This window comes from Pontibacter sp. LHS2, from assembly GCF_058932845.1.
In genome coordinates, this window is record NZ_JBZYWG010000001.1 from 846,012 (window position 1) to 862,498 (window position 16,487).

General features: G+C 49.1%; 16 protein-coding genes. 6 read left to right on the top strand and 10 right to left on the bottom strand.

Annotated features, from left to right (window positions below; all coding sequences use genetic code 11):
* Window positions 1-114 precede the first annotated feature (114 nt).
* Both AC5FX6_RS03655 and AC5FX6_RS03660 read left to right on the top strand, forming a co-directional pair.
* The gene (locus AC5FX6_RS03655; RefSeq protein ID WP_493595669.1) at window positions 115-765 is read left to right on the top strand and encodes a DsbA family protein; all 651 of its coding nucleotides are present in this window, start codon (window positions 115-117) and stop codon (window positions 763-765) included.
* Between the two features lie 117 nt (window positions 766-882).
* Window positions 883-1,578, top strand: coding sequence for a DUF1003 domain-containing protein (locus AC5FX6_RS03660; RefSeq protein WP_493595670.1), 696 nt, complete (start codon window positions 883-885; stop codon window positions 1,576-1,578).
* A gap of 284 nt (window positions 1,579-1,862) precedes the next feature.
* Here the strand turns inward: AC5FX6_RS03660 and AC5FX6_RS03665 are convergent, their stop codons facing one another.
* Together AC5FX6_RS03665 and AC5FX6_RS03670 are read right to left on the bottom strand one after the other, a co-directional pair.
* Window positions 1,863-2,600 (bottom strand): spheroidene monooxygenase, encoded by a 738-nt coding sequence (locus AC5FX6_RS03665; RefSeq protein WP_493595671.1) that lies wholly within the window; start codon window positions 2,598-2,600, stop codon window positions 1,863-1,865.
* A 145-nt stretch (window positions 2,601-2,745) separates the two neighbouring features.
* Entirely contained in the window at window positions 2,746-3,240 is a 495-nt protein-coding gene (locus AC5FX6_RS03670; RefSeq protein ID WP_493595672.1) for a pyridoxamine 5'-phosphate oxidase family protein, read from the bottom strand.
* 131 nt (window positions 3,241-3,371) lie between these two features.
* Here AC5FX6_RS03670 and AC5FX6_RS03675 point away from each other — a divergent pair, with 131 nt between their 5' ends.
* Window positions 3,372-3,959 carry an acyl carrier protein phosphodiesterase gene (locus AC5FX6_RS03675; protein WP_493595673.1) on the top strand — a complete coding sequence of 196 codons (588 nt, stop codon included), beginning with the start codon at window positions 3,372-3,374 and terminating at the stop codon, window positions 3,957-3,959.
* A 77-nt stretch (window positions 3,960-4,036) separates the two neighbouring features.
* Here the strand turns inward: AC5FX6_RS03675 and AC5FX6_RS03680 are convergent, their stop codons facing one another.
* The 4 genes from AC5FX6_RS03680 to AC5FX6_RS03695 form a co-directional block, all read right to left on the bottom strand.
* Window positions 4,037-4,552 carry an FKBP-type peptidyl-prolyl cis-trans isomerase gene (locus tag AC5FX6_RS03680; RefSeq protein WP_493595674.1) on the bottom strand — a complete coding sequence of 172 codons (516 nt, stop codon included), beginning with the start codon at window positions 4,550-4,552 and terminating at the stop codon, window positions 4,037-4,039.
* Window positions 4,553-4,674: 122 nt separating this feature from the next.
* A complete protein-coding gene (locus AC5FX6_RS03685) occupies window positions 4,675-6,615 on the bottom strand; it encodes an AAA domain-containing protein (RefSeq protein ID WP_493595675.1) in 1,941 nt (646 codons plus the stop codon).
* A 329-nt stretch (window positions 6,616-6,944) separates the two neighbouring features.
* Complete coding sequence (locus AC5FX6_RS03690; RefSeq protein WP_493595676.1) at window positions 6,945-7,529, bottom strand: hypothetical protein; 585 nt, start codon at window positions 7,527-7,529, stop codon at window positions 6,945-6,947.
* A gap of 59 nt (window positions 7,530-7,588) precedes the next feature.
* Window positions 7,589-9,844 (bottom strand): efflux RND transporter permease subunit, encoded by a 2,256-nt coding sequence (locus AC5FX6_RS03695; RefSeq protein ID WP_493595677.1) that lies wholly within the window; start codon window positions 9,842-9,844, stop codon window positions 7,589-7,591.
* Between the two features lie 110 nt (window positions 9,845-9,954).
* Between AC5FX6_RS03695 and AC5FX6_RS03700 the strand changes: the two genes are divergently transcribed.
* The gene (locus tag AC5FX6_RS03700; protein WP_493595678.1) at window positions 9,955-10,239 is read left to right on the top strand and encodes a hypothetical protein; all 285 of its coding nucleotides are present in this window, start codon (window positions 9,955-9,957) and stop codon (window positions 10,237-10,239) included.
* 317 nt (window positions 10,240-10,556) lie between these two features.
* On the opposite strand, the gene AC5FX6_RS03705 is transcribed toward AC5FX6_RS03700, so the two are convergent.
* Window positions 10,557-11,936, bottom strand: coding sequence for a DEAD/DEAH box helicase (locus AC5FX6_RS03705; RefSeq protein WP_493595679.1), 1,380 nt, complete (start codon window positions 11,934-11,936; stop codon window positions 10,557-10,559).
* Between the two features lie 73 nt (window positions 11,937-12,009).
* Here AC5FX6_RS03705 and AC5FX6_RS03710 point away from each other — a divergent pair, with 73 nt between their 5' ends.
* Together AC5FX6_RS03710 and AC5FX6_RS03715 are read left to right on the top strand one after the other, a co-directional pair.
* Window positions 12,010-13,113 (top strand): AI-2E family transporter, encoded by a 1,104-nt coding sequence (locus AC5FX6_RS03710; protein WP_493595680.1) that lies wholly within the window; start codon window positions 12,010-12,012, stop codon window positions 13,111-13,113.
* A 202-nt stretch (window positions 13,114-13,315) separates the two neighbouring features.
* The gene (locus tag AC5FX6_RS03715) at window positions 13,316-13,867 is read left to right on the top strand and encodes a DUF2062 domain-containing protein (RefSeq protein WP_493595681.1); all 552 of its coding nucleotides are present in this window, start codon (window positions 13,316-13,318) and stop codon (window positions 13,865-13,867) included.
* A gap of 110 nt (window positions 13,868-13,977) precedes the next feature.
* Here AC5FX6_RS03715 and AC5FX6_RS03720 read toward each other — a convergent pair whose 3' ends face one another.
* The 3 genes from AC5FX6_RS03720 to AC5FX6_RS03730 all read right to left on the bottom strand — a co-directional run bounded on the left by AC5FX6_RS03720 (window position 13,978) and on the right by AC5FX6_RS03730 (window position 16,410).
* Window positions 13,978-14,856: an OmpA/MotB family protein gene (locus AC5FX6_RS03720; protein ID WP_493595682.1), complete on the bottom strand. Its 879-nt coding sequence runs from the start codon at window positions 14,854-14,856 to the stop codon at window positions 13,978-13,980.
* Between the two features lie 44 nt (window positions 14,857-14,900).
* Window positions 14,901-15,611, bottom strand: a complete 711-nt coding sequence (locus tag AC5FX6_RS03725) for a tetratricopeptide repeat protein (RefSeq protein ID WP_493595683.1) — start codon at window positions 15,609-15,611, stop codon at window positions 14,901-14,903.
* Between the two features lie 85 nt (window positions 15,612-15,696).
* On the bottom strand, window positions 15,697-16,410 hold the full coding sequence (locus tag AC5FX6_RS03730; protein ID WP_493595684.1) for a tetratricopeptide repeat protein: 714 nt from the start codon (window positions 16,408-16,410) through the stop codon (window positions 15,697-15,699).
* Window positions 16,411-16,487 lie beyond the last annotated feature (77 nt).

A 16,487-nucleotide genomic window follows, 5' to 3' on the forward strand; every position in this document is an offset into this window, starting at 1 on the left:
TACTTGATATTTGTGAATTGGTTAAATGGCTGCCTGGTTAAATTGTTGGGATAAACCATATAGGCATTTAACAATCAATAAGTACCTTTGCACTTTGAAGCAAAACGGAATAAGATGGAAAAATACGACCTGCTGGATGTGCCACACCTGATCTACGTGATGGATCCGATGTGCTCCTGGTGCTATGGGTTTGCGCCGGTGTTGCACCAGCTCAAAAAAGAACAGGAAGGCAAGCTAAATTTCAAGCTGGTGCTGGGTGGCTTGCGCCCGGGTACGACGGAGGCGATGGGTGACGATATGAAAGCCGCGGTGAAACAGCATTGGCAGGAAGTGGAGAAAGCGACTGAACAGGCTTTTGACTTCGGATTTTTTGAGCGAGATAGCTTTGTGTACGATACAGAGCCGGCTTGCCGCGCTGTAGTGACCATGCGCTACCTGCAGCCAGAAAAGGAGCTGGAAATGGCCGAAGAAGTGCAACGCGCCTTTTATGCCCGCAACAATGATGTGACCAAGTCGGAGGTACTCGCTGAGATCGCATTAGGACTAGGTATAGCGGAAGATACTTTTCTGGAGAAATTTCACTCCGATGAAATGAAAGAGAAAACGCTACAAGATTTCCAGATCGCCCGACACCTGCAAGCCAATGCCTTCCCAAGCTTATACCTGCTTGTTGGGCACAACTTGAGTCTGCTCAGCCGTGGCTACCGCCTGTACGATGCCTTGAATGCTAAATTAGAAGAAGCGCTGAAAGGGTCACGCCCTTAATCAGAGTTTACCATATTATCTGAACGGACCGGCACAAAATGTCGGTCCGTTATTTTTATACCTGTCTGGCGATTTACGTACAAGTCATAGTCTGTCTCAAACACCAAATCGCAGGACTTGAAAACCGCCGTCTGCCATCTCACCAAAAGGCAACTCCCTCTAAACCAACTGGTGCTGGGAGCTTCTATTCGGCGGCCTATTTTCAAGCTGATCCAAGTCGACTATCCCGATTTTACTGATGAATCCTATGTGGCGGTTGGGAATCTGAATAAGTACCGCAAATTGTATCTGGAGCAATTACTGGAAAAAGAATTAGGCGAGATCTCGGAGCTTGAAAAAGAAGTACTGGAGAGTATACAGGAAAACGAGCTGCTTTCTACCAACATCGAAGAGGAAATACTGGAGAACCTGCCACTTGGGGACCGCATGGCAGACAAGATCGCTACTTTCGGCGGCAGTTGGACTTTCATCATGGCTTTCTTCGGATTCATTTTGCTCTGGATGATGGTGAACGTTTACCTGCTAGCTACGCGTCCTTTCGATCCATATCCTTTCATTTTACTTAACCTGATCCTGTCCTGTCTGGCGGCGATACAGGCGCCCATCATCATGATGTCGCAGAATCGCAAAGAGTCAAAAGACCGGCAGCGCTCCGAGTATGATTACAAAGTGAACCTCAAGGCTGAGTTGGAGATTCGATTGCTGCATGAAAAGATCGACCACCTGATCGTGCACCAGAACCAGCGCTTGCTGGAAATTCAACAGATCCAAGTCGACCTGATGGAGGACATCCTTAACCGAACCCGAAAATAATTGTGAATCCTGCGTCTTTTTAAAGCCGCGAGCGTCTCCATTCTGAAATCAACTAATAGACAGTATTGGATTCTATAAAAGCATTTGTATTTGGGGTGACTTTGGCTGTTGCCGTGGGGCCCATTGCTCTGTTTTAGGTAGCATCGTCATTCAAATAATGCTGGCGACTATTGGAGCATCACTCGGTAGGTATATACAAAACCCCAAGACTATTCAAGTGCTCAATGTCATCAAAAGCCTCTGTATTATCGGATTCGGGCTAATGGGTATATTCAGCGCATAGCTTACTCAGTTGCACTCAGTACAGATGCCAGCGGGTTCACGCCGTTCCATAGACCATGACTCTCGACAGGTATAAACCGGGCGAAGAGCTCCTCACTGTACCACTTTTCTGCACGTGTGCGTTTGATCACTTCCTGGTGCATCGGACCTCGATAGGCATAGGTCTTCATGGCGTCCAACGACTCCCAGACACTAAAAGTAGCCTGCCGGATAAGGGGCAACTCGCCAAGGCCGATTGAACAGATCAATCCCTTTGCATCTTCGAGCGCCTTGCTTACTTTGGGGGTAAAGCGCCAGAACTGCGGCAGGGCCCGCCAATTAATAGAGGCACGTGTAAGCACAGCCACTGGTCCGTCGTGTTGCTTTTCGGACAGCTGTGGTGTAAAGGGCTGCACGCCGTCCCACAGGCCATGCGCCTGTGTGGGCAGGAGTTTTACCGTCCAGATCTCAGATGCATGCAAGCGATACTCCAGCATCAATTCAGAACGCTCCAGAAATTCATCGGCGGCTTCTTCGCTCTCCCATGTACACATCAGGCCATACCTTCTGAAATTAGGTTTGATGCTAAAACCCTTTCCCTGGCCGCTGCCCAATAATTTATAAAATAACAAGCCGGGTATTTGGTCTAATTCAGCGCCTTTGGTGCCCATTTGGGCCAGGCCCCAACGGATATGGCCTTTCCGAAAACCAAAAAGCGTCAGGGTAGTAAGTCGATCGGACTGTGGGATAATTTGTCGCACGGGATTCGGGTATTTAAAAAGGAGGACTACTTTAAGAGCTTGTTTAAACTCTAAATGCAATTTACAAAACGAATAAATCAAAAACACCTGCCGAACCGAAATGTTTGGCAGGTGTCTCCAGTAATTTTTTCAGCTGGTGCTATACCTACAAATTCATCTTGTCATGGTCGCCAGTTTTGTAGCTTTCGCCGGTCAAAGCGGCCTTTGCCATACCGATCAAGTGCACTACGGCGCTGTTAAGTGAATCCCAGTATTCAGCTTTGTCGATGGTCACTTTGATCAGACCAATATTCGGATCGTCTTTGCCCTCCGGAAACCATGCCTTCATGGCAGGTGTCCAGAGTTCGTCGATCTTTGCTTTGTCTTTGGTAAGCATGGCCTTGCCCGAAACGGATACATACAAGTTGTCCGATGGCTTAGCATAGCTCAAGTTCACGTGCGAGTCATTCTTAATCTCGTGTGACTTACCAGATTCGTAGCCCGTGAAGAACCAGATTGATCCGTCCTCCTTGATTTGCTGGTTGCGCATCGGGCGACTACGAATGCTGCCGTCCTCGTCCAGCGTGGACATCATGGCGGTATCTACATCTTTTATCTTATCTATCAGTGTCTGCAGTTTTTCTGTTCTATCGTTATTCATAGTTTTTAGGTTGTATGTGTTTAAGTGGTACGGGCTATAGCGCAAAAGTGTTTATACCCGTTTTCATGATACCTTTACAACCGAAGCAAGTATAAGATGTTTATATTGCAACCGAACAAAACCCCGTACCCTTGAACTATCTGGCCCATATTTTTCTGTCAGGCGACAACGAAGAACTCCTACTGGGCAATTTTATAGCCGATGCCGTGAAAGGAAAACAACTGGAGCTATACCCGGCCGGCATTGCCCGTGGCATCAGGCTGCACCGCCTGATCGACACTTATACCGATACCCATCCGGTGGTAAGCGAAACCAAAGCCCGACTGCGGCCCCACTTTCGCAAGTATGCTCCGGTCGTGGCCGATCTTTATTTCGACCATTTTCTGGCCAGCCGGTTTGAGGAGTTTTCTTCTGAATCACTGGCAGCCTATACCGCACGCATCTATACCTTGATTAACCAACAGCTGCCTAATCTGCCGGAGCGGGTCCAGTATTTCTTCCCTTACATGATGCGGCAGAACTGGCTCCTGTCTTACGCCGAGGTGTCAGGTATAGCACAGGCACTCGGCGGACTCAGCCGAAGGACTTCTTTTGAGTCAGGTATGGACAGGGCGGGAGAGGAGTTGCTCGAGAACTATGCACTCTATAGCGAAGATTTTTCCCTGTTTTTCCCGGAGCTGATCGCTTATGTGGAGGAGATATTACCAGAACTGAAATAAGGTATAGCATAAGAATAGGCACAAAAAAAGGAGCCGCTATACCTGCGACTCCTTCCTCTTGCATTAGTCAATGGTTCTTAGTGGTGGTGTACACCGCCTTCACCGTGTACGTGACCGTGGTCCAACTCTTCAGCTGTCGCCTCACGCACTTTTTCTACTTTGCCTTTAAAAAACAGCTCTTTGCCAGCCAGCGGGTGGTTGAAGTCCATTACCACTACGTTCTCTTTCAATTCAGCTACACGGCCCTGCAATTGATTGCCTTCGCTGTCAGCCATCGGAATGAAGTTGCCTACTTCCAGCATGTTCTCCGGAATGCCGCCTTCTACTTCAAATACGCTCATCGGCAGTTCTACCACCGCGTTCTGGTCGAAGTCACCGTAACCGGCTTCTGAGGCGAGTTTGAAATCGAATTCGTCACCAGCGCTCTTGCCGTCAAGGTTCTCTTCGAACTGATCTGGCAGGCCGCTCATGCCGTATATGAACACCATTGGATTTTCGTTATTAGCAGTTTCAACGAGGGTTTGCTCACCGTTTTCGTTCTGAATACGGAGCTCGTAAGAGAGCGTCACCACTCTGTTTTTCTCAATTTTCATAATTGTGTGTTTTGGTTTGGTATCAGAAAGGTAGAAAGATTAACCGGAGAAGCATAACCGACCCGGTATTATTTGAACAACTCTCTGATGATGAATAAATAAAATATAAACTTATACCTACGCTAAGGAAGGCTCTCAGTTAGCTCCCAAGCGCTTTTGTAGGCACCGATGCTCTCTACGTAAGCGAGCAATTCCGCAAAAAACGGATTAGTCGAAAGGGTAGCGCTGTCGCCCACGATGATCAGCTTGCGACGGGCACGGGTCATGGCCACGTTCATGCGTCTTTCATCCGCCAGAAAGCCGATCTCGCCCCGCTCATTGCTGCGCACCAGACTCATGCAAATTATGTCGCGCTCCTGCCCCTGGAAACTGTCCACGGTGCCGATACTCAACTGTCGCTTTTGATGCAAGTCATGCAGGCGCGGTGTATGCTCCACCTTGTCCTGCAGGTAGTTGATCTGGGCTCGATAAGGTGCAATCACCCCGATTTTCAAAGGCGCCACTTCATCCCCTTCGTCGTAGTCTTTCAGAAGGTTAGAAAGGTGGTTGATCAGGAGGTCGGCCTCTTCCGGGTTAGCCGAACTCATGGTATCTGGCATTTCTGCCTCGTTATACCCGCAACCAGCCGTATCAATAAACTCCACCGGCAGGTCAGGGGCAAAGATCGTATTATACCCGTGTAGCTCTGCGCTGTGCACGCTTTCGTGTGCTATCAGTTCACCGCCATAGAATTGCTGGTTTGAGAATTGCATGATGTGGTGATGCATGCGGTACTGCGTCTTTAGCATTACCGAAACTTCGGGCTGCCGGTTGATGCACTTCTCAAATAAAGTCACGCTCAAGCCGCCCCTGTCCGCCTGAATAGACTTAATGGTAGGAGGCAACTGGCAATGGTCACCGGCCAGCACGACACGGTTGGTACGGCTAATCGGGATCCAGCAAGCTGGCTCAAGGGCCTGCGCCGCTTCATCAATAAATACCGTGTCGTAAGTCAGGTGGCGGATAGCTTTGTTGGCTGCGCCCACCAAGGTACAGGTAATAACCTGCACGTTATCGAGCAAGTCATCGGTAATGTAGTGCTCCACATTATCGGCCTCGTCGAGTAAGCGGTGGCTCTCTGATTTGTAGAGTTGGCGCTGCGCCCGCTCTTGGTGTCCGAACTTGCGCTTGAACTGATAGGCCATGCGCTTGTACTCTTCGGCTGTCTTGCGCAGATTTTTGAGGTCTTTGTAAGCCCGGTGTGCCATCACCTGTGCGTCCAGGGTATGCTCCAGCAGCACATCAGACACACGCGACGGATTACCGATGCGGATTACGTTTACGCCTTCGTTGGCAAGTTTCTCAGTTAAAAGGTCAACCGCCGTGTTGGAAGGAGCCGTTACCAGCAAGCGCTTCTGTGATTTCAAGGTATGGAGAATAGCCTGTACGAGCGTTGTGGTTTTGCCCGTGCCCGGAGGTCCGTGAATGATGGCCACATCCTTGGCCTGTGCGATTTTCTGCACGGCTTCATTCTGCGACTCGTTCAGCACTTGTATCTCCTCCAGCTTCTCTTCTGAGAAAGTGGCGGGTTTTATACCCAGCAGGATGTCACGGAGCTCAGCCAGACGTGTCCCTTTGGCTTCCTGCACCTTTTTCAGGGCAATCTCCATCTCGCGATAGCTGATCTCGTCAAATGTCAGCTCGACGCCCATACGCCCGGTCCCCACCCAATCAGGGAGGTCCTCTTTGTTGGTCGCCAGGATTACCTTGTTGCGCTTGACGCCCAGTACTACGCCACTCAGGCTGGATTTTTCGCCGTTGTTGATGAAAAGTGAGGCTGTTTTGCCTGGCTGGAAAAGGTGCAGTTGGTCACGGTCGGAGGTACGCTCCAGCTCGATCACCACCTTGTTGCCAAAACCGATTTCTTCTTTTGAGATGACGATCGGATACCAGCAAAGACCCATTTCCTTGCGCTCCGTGATCGTGCTCTTTAATGCCTTCAGCTTGTATTGCTGCCGGTCTTCTTCCTGTTCTATTTTCAGCAAGTCCTGTACCTGCCGTAGTTCTTCAAAAATGTCGATCATTCTTATCTAAAAAAGAAAGGCTGGGTACAAAGAACCAGCCTTTTCCGTAGCTTTTGTTCTATTTGTCCATACCTGAAAAGGTATCGTTTTATAACAAAAAGCGTGTGCTAAATAATTCCGCTGAAACAAGCTGTTGCTTAAACCTGACAAGGTCATCTCATTATACTTTATTTGTCATCCTGTAAGGATCTTGTTAGCTCTTAGTTTAGTCTTAACCTCCCGGGGGGAGGGGCCCTCTATTTCAACCAAGTTTCTTAACAGAATGACAGAAAGTTTTAACGTTTCACTTTGTAGGAATCAGCGCTTGTACCAATGGCAGCTATACGGCCCTAGGCCTTCTTACGTTTTTTAGGCGTCTTTTTGGTGCTCAATCTGATCTGCAAAAACACAGCGTAGAGGAACATGATGAACGCGGCACCACCCAGAATGGCGATCACGCGGTCTTTGCCATAGCGCACTTCGTCCGTGGCTTTCAGTTGCTCTTTGAGGTCCAGAATGACACGTTCGCGCTTCTTGGCCTGACTCTCAAGCGTACTGATCTGCCCTTTGAGGTCGGTGATCTGGTTGTTGATCAGGCGCTCGTCCTGTTGGATCATCTTACCGGCCCGCTGGCTCTCTACGGTACTTTCGGCAATCTTGCGCACACTGGCCTCTTTCACTGCCGCGATCAGTTCAGAGTCTTTTCGGATGATCTCTTTGAGCGTGTCAATGATGTTGAGAAGGTCTTTTTTGGATTGCTTGCCCCAGAAGTTGCTGTTTTGCCCGCTGTAATACTGGTACTCCAAAATCAGCTGTTCACGCTCGCCCATCAGACGGCTGAGCTTGTCTTCTTGCGGTGGTGCTTGTTCCTGTGCCTGCGCGCCCACAAACCAAAGGCAGCAAATACAAATAGCCAGTAGTTTCTTCATCATCATAAAAGGAATGCTTTACTCTATCACGCAAATATGGCCATCCTTATTGGATTAGGCACAAATTATTTTTGATTTGGCCTGTAAAAATAGAGGATCAGCACGGGCAAAAGCAAGAGGTCCGCTACCACGGCAAACACCAGTGTGAGACTCACAAACACCCCCACATAAAAAGTGCCGTCAAAAGTAGAAAGCACCAAGGTCATAAATCCCGCCACCAGAATGCAGGAGGTGATGATAATGGCTTTACCAGCCGAGATGATGGTCGTCTTGATGGCATAGGGCAGCGACTTACCTTTGCGCAGCTCCACTTTGAGTTTGCCGAGAAAGTGAATCGTGTCGTCCACCGCGATGCCGAAAGCTATGGTAAAAATGATGGAGACCGACACGGTCATGTTAATACCCAGAAAACCCATGATGCCCCCGATCATCAGCAAAGGAATGATATTGGGCACCAGTGAGATTAATACCATCCGCAGCGATCGGAAAATCAGTCCCACCAAGATCGCCACCACCAAAAAAGCGATCAGCAAGCCCTGCAGCATGTTGCTGACCACATAATCGTTGTTTTTATCGAGCATGACGGCACTGCCGGTGATGCGTGTCTGCAATAACTCGGGATTGATGTGTTGGTCAATAAAAGCCTCCAGCGAGTCATTTAGTTCTTTCGCCCGCACACTACCTACGTCGGTCATTTTACCAGCCAGTCTGCCTTCCTGTTGATCAGCCGTTACGACAGCCCGCAGCTCGCTCCGTTTGCTGAATGCAGCCAGTCGCCGCTGTACCTGCTGCATTTCACGTTCGTTGGCGGGCAAGGTATAATAATCCGGCAGACCACCGTTCTGTGCACGATGGATGGCGCGTACCACCGTGGCAGGGGATGTGATGAAGTTGAGTCCGTAGGTCTGGTAGAGGTAGGTTTCCAGTTGATCGACCTCCTGCAGCACTTTCAGATCGTACATGCTTCTGTCTGGACCGGCGATCAGGTGCAGTTCAAAAGGGCGAACCCCTGAGAACTTCTCCTCAAAATACTGGAAGTCCTTGATGATCGGGTCGTCATCGCCGAGGTCTTCGAGCAAAGTCGTGTCGACCTTGATCATGCTGATGCCGATCAGTGAAACCAGCACAATGCCCATGCTGGTGTAGAGAATAGGATAGGGCCTGCGCAACACAAAGGTATAGACCCGTCGCAAGAGCATCGGCCATGACAAGTCCGTGCGCCGGGCACGCCTTGGGTTTGGCCGTTTGATCAACAGCAATATGGCAGGTAATACCGTGAAAGCCAGCACAAATGCCAGAAAAATGCCAATGGCCGTGTATAGACCGAACTCACGAATCGGCACAATCGAGGTGGTAAGCAATGTCAAAAAGCCGACAGAAGTGGTAAGCGAAGTCAGCAAGGTGGCCATGCCTACTTCCCGGATCGTGATCCGGAGCGCTTGAAGTTTAGTGGCTCCCAGACCAATCTCGGTGATGTAGCGCGACATGATGTGAATCACATCGGACATACCTACCACAAACATGATGGTCGGCAAGAGTACCGTCATCACATCGATGGGCTTGTTAAATAATCCCATTACGCCAAGGCTCCAGATAACGGATAGCAATACCACCACCAAGGGCACCAACACACCCCAAGCCGTTCTGAAAGCGATCCACAGGAATAAAATGACCAAGAGGATAGAAGCCGACATAAAGATCGCCAGTTCGATCTTCATCTTCTCGATGAAGACCGACTGTGCCAGTACCTTTCCGGCTACATGGTGTTCCTGTAAGCCCAATCGCTCGATCTCGCCATACATGGCGGCAATAAGGGAGTCACCCGGTTCTTTGCCCAGATCGTCGCTGGTCTGCACGAATAGTGAAACGGCTGTGGCATCCTCCGAGAATAGCGTGCCCACCAGTTCACGACTTTGGTAAATTAGGGTAGAGTCTTGCGCATAGCGCTCGGGCTCGTCGGGGTGGAGGTAGGGTATCTCAAAATAGCCGAATTGCTCAATGATCGGACTTTTGACGGTAGTAGGAGAGAGCACCGATTCCACATGGGGCCGCTGCTGCATATAGCGGGTCAGCGTATCGACCTTCTGCAAGAATTGCTGGTCAAACAGACTGCCGCCATTGTCGAGGCCGATGAGCAAATAGTCGTTGTCATTACCGAATTTGTCACGATAATTCAGATAGTAGGCCAGATCCGGATCACCCTTCGGGAAGAAGTTGTCGAAGTTGTAATCGAAACGCAAACGGGAAGCATAGAAAATGCTGAGTGCCGTCAGGATAGCGATGACGGTAAGTACAAGTAAGCTGCTGGTTTTGTGGCTCAAGGGACTAAAAAATGATGGTTATCATTTTGGACATTGGGTGGAACGTGTATATTTACTCACTCAACAACAAAGGGTTGATTTCTGTTTAAACAATCTATAGACCAATGGATATGAAGAAAATCGTTTTAGCGCTGGCACTGGCAGGATTTGTAAGTGCCGGAGTAGCTACCCCAGCCCTCGCCTGCGAAGGCGGCAAGTGCAAAATGGAGCACACGGACAAAAACGGCAAAACGAAGAAAGGCAAAAAAGGTGAAAAAGCTGCCTCCTGCCACATGACTGCGGCCGCCACGATAGATAAAGATGGCAAAGCTACAGCTGCTGCACCGATGTCGTGCTGCGCGAAAAAAGATGCGCCTAAGGTTGAAGCTGCAAAGGAAACAAAGGAACAGCGGTAGGCTTAGCAGAGATTAGTTAAAAGGGGGATTTGCTGAGAATTAAGTAAATCCCCCTTTTTTTATGGGTGTAGCTTGTGCACGATTCTGACAGGTTGAGTTTTATTGTCATTTCGACCTTTGGGAGAAATCTGAATTGTGGTTGAGACCAGACTATTCTTCCCCTCGCTCGCGTCCCGCGAGTAAGAGTTATCCAGTGGCGTCCCGCCACTTGGCACGAATAAAAGCGGCCAGAGTCCGCATGATAGCCCACACTCGCCAAAGGCTAGCGAGAGGGGCAGATACTTTTAAATTATTAGCTCACTAACTCCAAAACTCCACTACTTCACTAACCCAACCCTGAACTTCCGTCCCTTTATCTTGCCAGTAGTCAATGCCGCCACAATCTCCTGTGCCCGATCGGCAGGTATAGCCACATAGCTTGCTTTGTCCTGCACTTCAATGCGGCCGATCTGATCGGCTTTCAGGCCGACGGCGGCGATCAGTGCACCCACAATATCACGGGGGCTCAGCTTGTCTTTTCTGCCTGCGTTGATGTGGAGTGTGGCAAAGGCTTCTGTACTTTCCGGTTCAGCTTTCTCGACGCGTGCAGCCAGTTCATTTGTATTCAGCCATTCATCCATCCGCACCAATCCCCAATCGCGCAACTTTTGCTCATCGCGGGTGGTGGCGAAGGTATAGACCTCTCCGCTTCGTCCGGCTCGACCGGTGCGTCCGCTGCGATGCAGGTAGGCTGCATCGTCGTCAGGCAGTTCGTAATGGATGATATTTTTGAGCGCGGCAATATCGAGTCCGCGAGCTGCGAGGTCGGTAGCGACCAGTACCTGCGTGGTTCCGTTGCGGAAAAGCGTCATGGCCTTGTCGCGGTCCTGCTGCTCCATTCCGCCATGAAGGGAGCGAGCCCCAAAACCGTGCTTGGCCAGCATGGCCGCCACATCGTCGGAGGCGCCGCGGGTATTGCAGAACACCACCGTGCCAGCGGGGTTAATGCTTTGCAGGAGATGGAGCAAGGCTTGCTGCTTATCCGGCTGCATAACTTTTATTCCTGTGAGCCGCACCTGATCAGGTATAGCGTTAGGCGACACCTGCACAAATTGCGGATTTTTAAGTGACTCCGATATCAGTTGCTTTACTTCGTCTGGCATGGTAGCTGAGAAAAGGACAGCCTGTCGCTTTTTAGGTATAGCCTCTAAGATTTGGTCTATTTCATCAGCAAAGCCCATTTCAAGGAGTTTATCAGCTTCATCGAGTACCAGCATGCGTACCTGATTAAAGTCGACGGTCTGCCGGTAGAGGTGGTCGGTCAGGCGGCCGGGCGTACCTACGAGCACCTGCGGCGGGAAAGCCAGCGATGCCCTTTCCTGAGAGAAAGAATGCCCGCCGTAAAAAGCACTGATCTTAAGGTTGTCGATCTTTTGGGCTAGTTGTTTCAGTTCATGACGTACCTGCACAGCCAGTTCACGGGTAGGAACCAGCACCAGCGCTTGTACAACTTGTTTATCAGTATCGATCTGCTGCAAAAGCGGCAAACCGAAGGCAGCTGTTTTTCCACTACCTGTCTCAGCCTGTCCTGCAACATCCTGTCCTTTCAGGAGCGGAGGTATAGCGGCAAGTTGAATAGGAGTAGGGGTATGAAAATCTAGCTCAGCGAGGCGCTCTAATAGCGCAGGGGAGAGTCCCAATTTATTAAAAGAAGCCATAGGCATGGGTACGTGATCTGCAAAGGTACGGATTCCAATATATCCCATTGGCTATTTTTTCAGTAAGAAGAGTATGGCAAACGATTACAGTCGAATAAAGAAGCTGACGTATTGGTTATTGTTTTTAGTGTTACTGGTCTATGTACTGATAGAGGCACGTGAGTTTCTATACCCTTTGGTAATGGCCTTGCTGTTTGCTTACCTGCTGTACCCGATCGTCAAGCAGTTGGAGAAGTGGGGCATCCCCCGGCTGCTGGCCAACTTTGCTACCATTATCACAGCTATGGCCCTTTTTGCAGGTTTGATGGTACTACTTTACAAGCAACTTTCGGTATTTCTGACAGATTTTCCTGAGTTAAAAGAAAAAGCCCTCCTCAACATCGATCAGTTGCAAGCACATATAGATAGCAAATTTGGGGATGACAGCCAGTCTAACGAGCGCTGGCTTCGGCTACAGGTAAATAATGCGCTTGACCTTAGCGGTTCAGCCATCGCTGAGATCTTGCTGGCTACGACTAGTACCCTTACCAAATTTGCATTGATGCCAGTCTACATTTTCCTGATGCTCTATTATCGCAATAAGTTTGAAGATTTTCTATTTAAAGCCTTGCCCTCACATCGCCACGGTAAGGTAAAAGTGATGATAGATGAAATCTCCGTTGTGACAAAGCACTACATGGGGGGCGTGGTGATTGTTATCCTGATTCTTTGTGTTATCAATTCGACCGGCTTGCTGATCATTGGGGTAGAGTATGCCATCTTGTTAGGCATTGTGTCAGCCTTCATCAATTTTATACCTTACTTTGGTACACTGATCGGTGGTGCCATCCCACTGCTCTATACCTTGATCGTGCAGGGCGATCCACAAAAAACCCTTGCCGTATTGTTGTTTTTTCTGGCAGTTCAGTTTACCGAGAACAACATCCTGACGCCCAATATAACAGGCAGTCGCGTCAACATTAACCCACTTTTTACAATCCTCAGCATTATAGTTGGAGGTATGCTGTGGGGTTTGCCGGGCATGTTCGTGGCAGTACCCATCATAGGCATGTTCAAAATATATTTTGACAACACCCCTGAACTGCAAGCCTATGCTTTTATGCTGGGCACGGATGGCACCGAGGAACATGCGCTTACCATTGATAAAATTCTTCGTTTCCTACAAATCAGAAAGTAAATAGCCCTTTAGGATGGCAATGTCAGACTTATGTTAGAATAAGTAAAACAAACCGAAAGTTGAGAGGTTACTTTTGCATATAAGGTGGCATTAAACTTAATAAGATTTAAGGCATCATTTATGCTGCAGCACATGCAACTCTTTTAAGCATTAGGGCGTCTTCTTTATAATTCTTTTACCCATTATTAATTTAGCCAAGGGTTTGTCTACCTCTATCATCACCGGATTTTTTAAACGCCGCATCACACAGCCTGTGCTCAACCTGCTCCGGCAGGGGATGACGCCGCATAAGCTGGCCGTGACGGTTGCGCTCGGTTCGGTGGTGGGAATCTTGCCAGCACTGGGCATCACCACGGTAATGGGTACTGCACTTGCAGCCCGTTTCAGACTGAATATCGCAGCAACGGTACTGGTGAGCTATCTGGTTCATCCCTTACAGCTTCTGCTGATCCTCCCGTTTATTAAAGCTGGTATTTTTATTTTCGGACTGGATGATCTGAAGCTGACTTTAGACGAGATGATCACCATGTTTAAAACAGACTGGCTGGCTGCTTTGAATAAACTCTGGGTTGCCAACCTGGCAGCCGTTTCGGCCTGGGCCATACTGGCTATACCTGTTGGCGTGCTGTTATACTTTGCCCTGCTTCCTATTTTGAAACGGGTGTTACCGCAGCCGGCACCTCTTGTTACCGAAGCTATACCTGAGTTAGCTGTACCAGCCATGCCTCTACCTGAAACCGAAGTAAGAGCTTAGTGCTACCTTTCAAGGCATAGTGTCTTGCTTCTGAGATAAACTTATTATGTCTTTAAAATAAAAGCCAGCTCCTTACGAAGCTGGCTTTCATAATTTATGATCTATGCAGATCAGGCAGACTCCAGGATCTGGAACAGTTCGTCCAGCTTAGGGGTCAGGATGATCTCCGTACGGCGATTTTTCTGACGGGCCTCTTTCGTTTTAGCATTGTCGAGGGGTACGTACAAGCTGCGGCCAGATGGTGTTACACGTTCAGATTGAACACCGGCTTGCGTCAGAATGCGGGTGATCTCAGTAGCGCGAAGCACACTCAAATCCCAGTTGTCTTGCATTCCTACGGTGCCACGGGCGATCGGCACATCATCCGTGTGACCTTCCACCACTACGTTTACATCCTGTTGCTCTTTCAGTACAGCGGCCAGTTTCTTAAGTGCCTCAACACCTTTAGGGTCTACTTTGGTAGAACCGGAGTTGAACAGCAATTGCTCTGCCAGCGACACGTATACCTTGCCGTTACGGATGTTCACGGTCAGGTCTTTGTCATTGAAGCCAAGCAGAGCGTTGCTCACTTTAGAGCGAAGAGCATTTACGGCTTTATCTTTTTCGTCAAGAATGCGCTGCAGTTCGGCCAATCGTTGCTCACGTGCTTTCAGGTCAGCGTTCAGTTTGTCGATCTGCGACTTGTTCATGTTCAGGGTTTCACCCAGCGCTTTACCTTCTTTCAAGGCCTGCTGCAGGCTTTGCTGGTATTCTGCTTTCTGGCGTTCCAGTTCGGCACGTTCCTGCTCCAGCTGAGCTTTTTCACTTTCCAGCGCAGATTTCTGCTGCTCCAGGGTGCTCTTCTGTTGCTCCAGTTCTGACTTGTCCAGTTCCAGCGCATTCTTGCGGGCCATCAGGTCTTCGTATTTCTTTTTGGAAACGACGCAAGATGATAGCGAAAGACTTCCGACCAATAGGAGGGCGGAGACTTTGTAAAGATTCTTTTTCATGTCAATCAATTAAGGTTGGATGGTGCTTCAGTGTTGTTCCTTGATTATTTAGCTGCTTCTGTTTCGATGCGGAACATGCCTTTCGGATCCGGCATGCGGGCCATTAAATCTGACAGATAGGTATAGTCGAGCGACATAATGTTCAGGTCACGGCCACGGTGCAAGTAGTCCCAGGCTTCGGCGTATTTCTTGTTATGGAAATAGACCTGCGACAGGCTTGACATGGCGAACGCATTGTTCTGATCAGATTTTAACGAGCGGTCAAGATAGGCAGCCGCTTGCTTGAGGTTCTTTTTCTTTTTGTCTGTGACATACAGCTGCAGATAAGCCGAGCCCATATCTGAAAGCAGCAGGGAGTTGTTAGGCTGGTACTTCAGGGCGCGGTCAAACATACCCAAGGCATCTTTTATATTGCCTCTGTTATACTCCACCAATCCGAAAGCCCAGTAGGTGTTAAAGTTATCCGGATTCAGGAGCCACGCCAGGTTGAAGCGATACACAGCAGTATCAATCTGGCCTTCGTTAAGGAACTCCCAACCACGATCCATGAAGAAGTTGCTGGCCTCTGTACGGCTTTCGAAACTCTTGTCGCAGCTGGTCAGGAATTTCTCATCGGCTTTTTGCTGCGCATCTGTCTTGGCCACGTTGCCAAACATAGGGAGCACTTTAGGCGGTAGCGGAGTCTGCTGCTCTTGCGCAAAGCCCATGGAGGCACTCAGTAATAGGGTGGCCGCAGCCAGGAATACTCTTTTCATGTGATCGTATAAGCTATAGGGGATTATCCTTCTAAGTTTTAAAAATACGCCACCTGTCTGGAATTACCAAATGCATCCCTGTCAATTACTGGTATTTGCCAGCCGGGTCTTCCTGCTTCTCGAGCAAGGCGGCAATAAATGCGGCGTCTGCCATCTCCTTGTCCTTACTGATACTCTTGTGCAGGTAGTTCCAAGCCTTACCGTACTCCTGCAGATAATAGTGGCTGATGGCTAATTTGTAATAAGCGTCAGCTGCGTTGGGGGAGTAATGCACGGCGCTTTCCAGCAGTTTGCGGCTCTGGAGTAAATCTGCCGGGTTGCTTTCAGCATAGAAGCGCCCAAGATGACTGGTCGCCAGGTCGGTGAGCAATCGTGGATTGTGCTGGTCTTTCTCCAGTGCATGATACAGGACGAATAGCGCTTTGTCAAATGATTTTTGCTGACCGTATACAAGCCCGTAACCCCAGTATACCTCGTTGTTCGTGCTATCCATCAACCAGGCTTTACCAAATAGCAGACTGGCTGAGTCGGGTTTGTTTTCGTTGAAGTTTCGTTTCGCTTCCAGCGCATAATAAGCAGAGGCTGCTTTGCGATTTTTGAATCGTTTGGCCTGCGATTCGAGAAATTTCTTCTGCTGCAGCTGCTCCTCCTGTGTGGCAGGTTTTCTGACAGGGATCACGTCGGTCAGGCTGAGTTCAGGCTTGGGGGCAACTTTATTTTCAGTGATGGCATTTTGGGAGGTGCAGGCAGCTAAAGTGCCAACTAACATAAATCCAATTGCGATTAAGTGGCGTCGCATGATTAAAGCTTATTGATTCTCGCTTCCAACGCTGCCTGGCCTTTAATAGTGCCTTTCCACTAACACTTCTCCTTATT

Coding starts and splice junctions, on each gene's coding strand:
- AC5FX6_RS03655 (WP_493595669.1), top strand. CDS start 115: ATGGAAAAATACGACCTGCTGGATGTGCCACACCTGATCTACGTGATG.
- AC5FX6_RS03685 (WP_493595675.1), bottom strand. CDS start 6,615: ATGATCGACATTTTTGAAGAACTACGGCAGGTACAGGACTTGCTGAAA.
- AC5FX6_RS03690 (WP_493595676.1), bottom strand. CDS start 7,529: ATGATGATGAAGAAACTACTGGCTATTTGTATTTGCTGCCTTTGGTTT.
- AC5FX6_RS03730 (WP_493595684.1), bottom strand. CDS start 16,410: ATGCGACGCCACTTAATCGCAATTGGATTTATGTTAGTTGGCACTTTA.
- AC5FX6_RS03680 (WP_493595674.1), bottom strand. CDS start 4,552: ATGAAAATTGAGAAAAACAGAGTGGTGACGCTCTCTTACGAGCTCCGT.
- AC5FX6_RS03700 (WP_493595678.1), top strand. CDS start 9,955: ATGAAGAAAATCGTTTTAGCGCTGGCACTGGCAGGATTTGTAAGTGCC.
- AC5FX6_RS03720 (WP_493595682.1), bottom strand. CDS start 14,856: ATGAAAAAGAATCTTTACAAAGTCTCCGCCCTCCTATTGGTCGGAAGT.
- AC5FX6_RS03670 (WP_493595672.1), bottom strand. CDS start 3,240: ATGAATAACGATAGAACAGAAAAACTGCAGACACTGATAGATAAGATA.
- AC5FX6_RS03710 (WP_493595680.1), top strand. CDS start 12,010: ATGGCAAACGATTACAGTCGAATAAAGAAGCTGACGTATTGGTTATTG.
- AC5FX6_RS03705 (WP_493595679.1), bottom strand. CDS start 11,936: ATGGCTTCTTTTAATAAATTGGGACTCTCCCCTGCGCTATTAGAGCGC.
- AC5FX6_RS03725 (WP_493595683.1), bottom strand. CDS start 15,611: ATGAAAAGAGTATTCCTGGCTGCGGCCACCCTATTACTGAGTGCCTCC.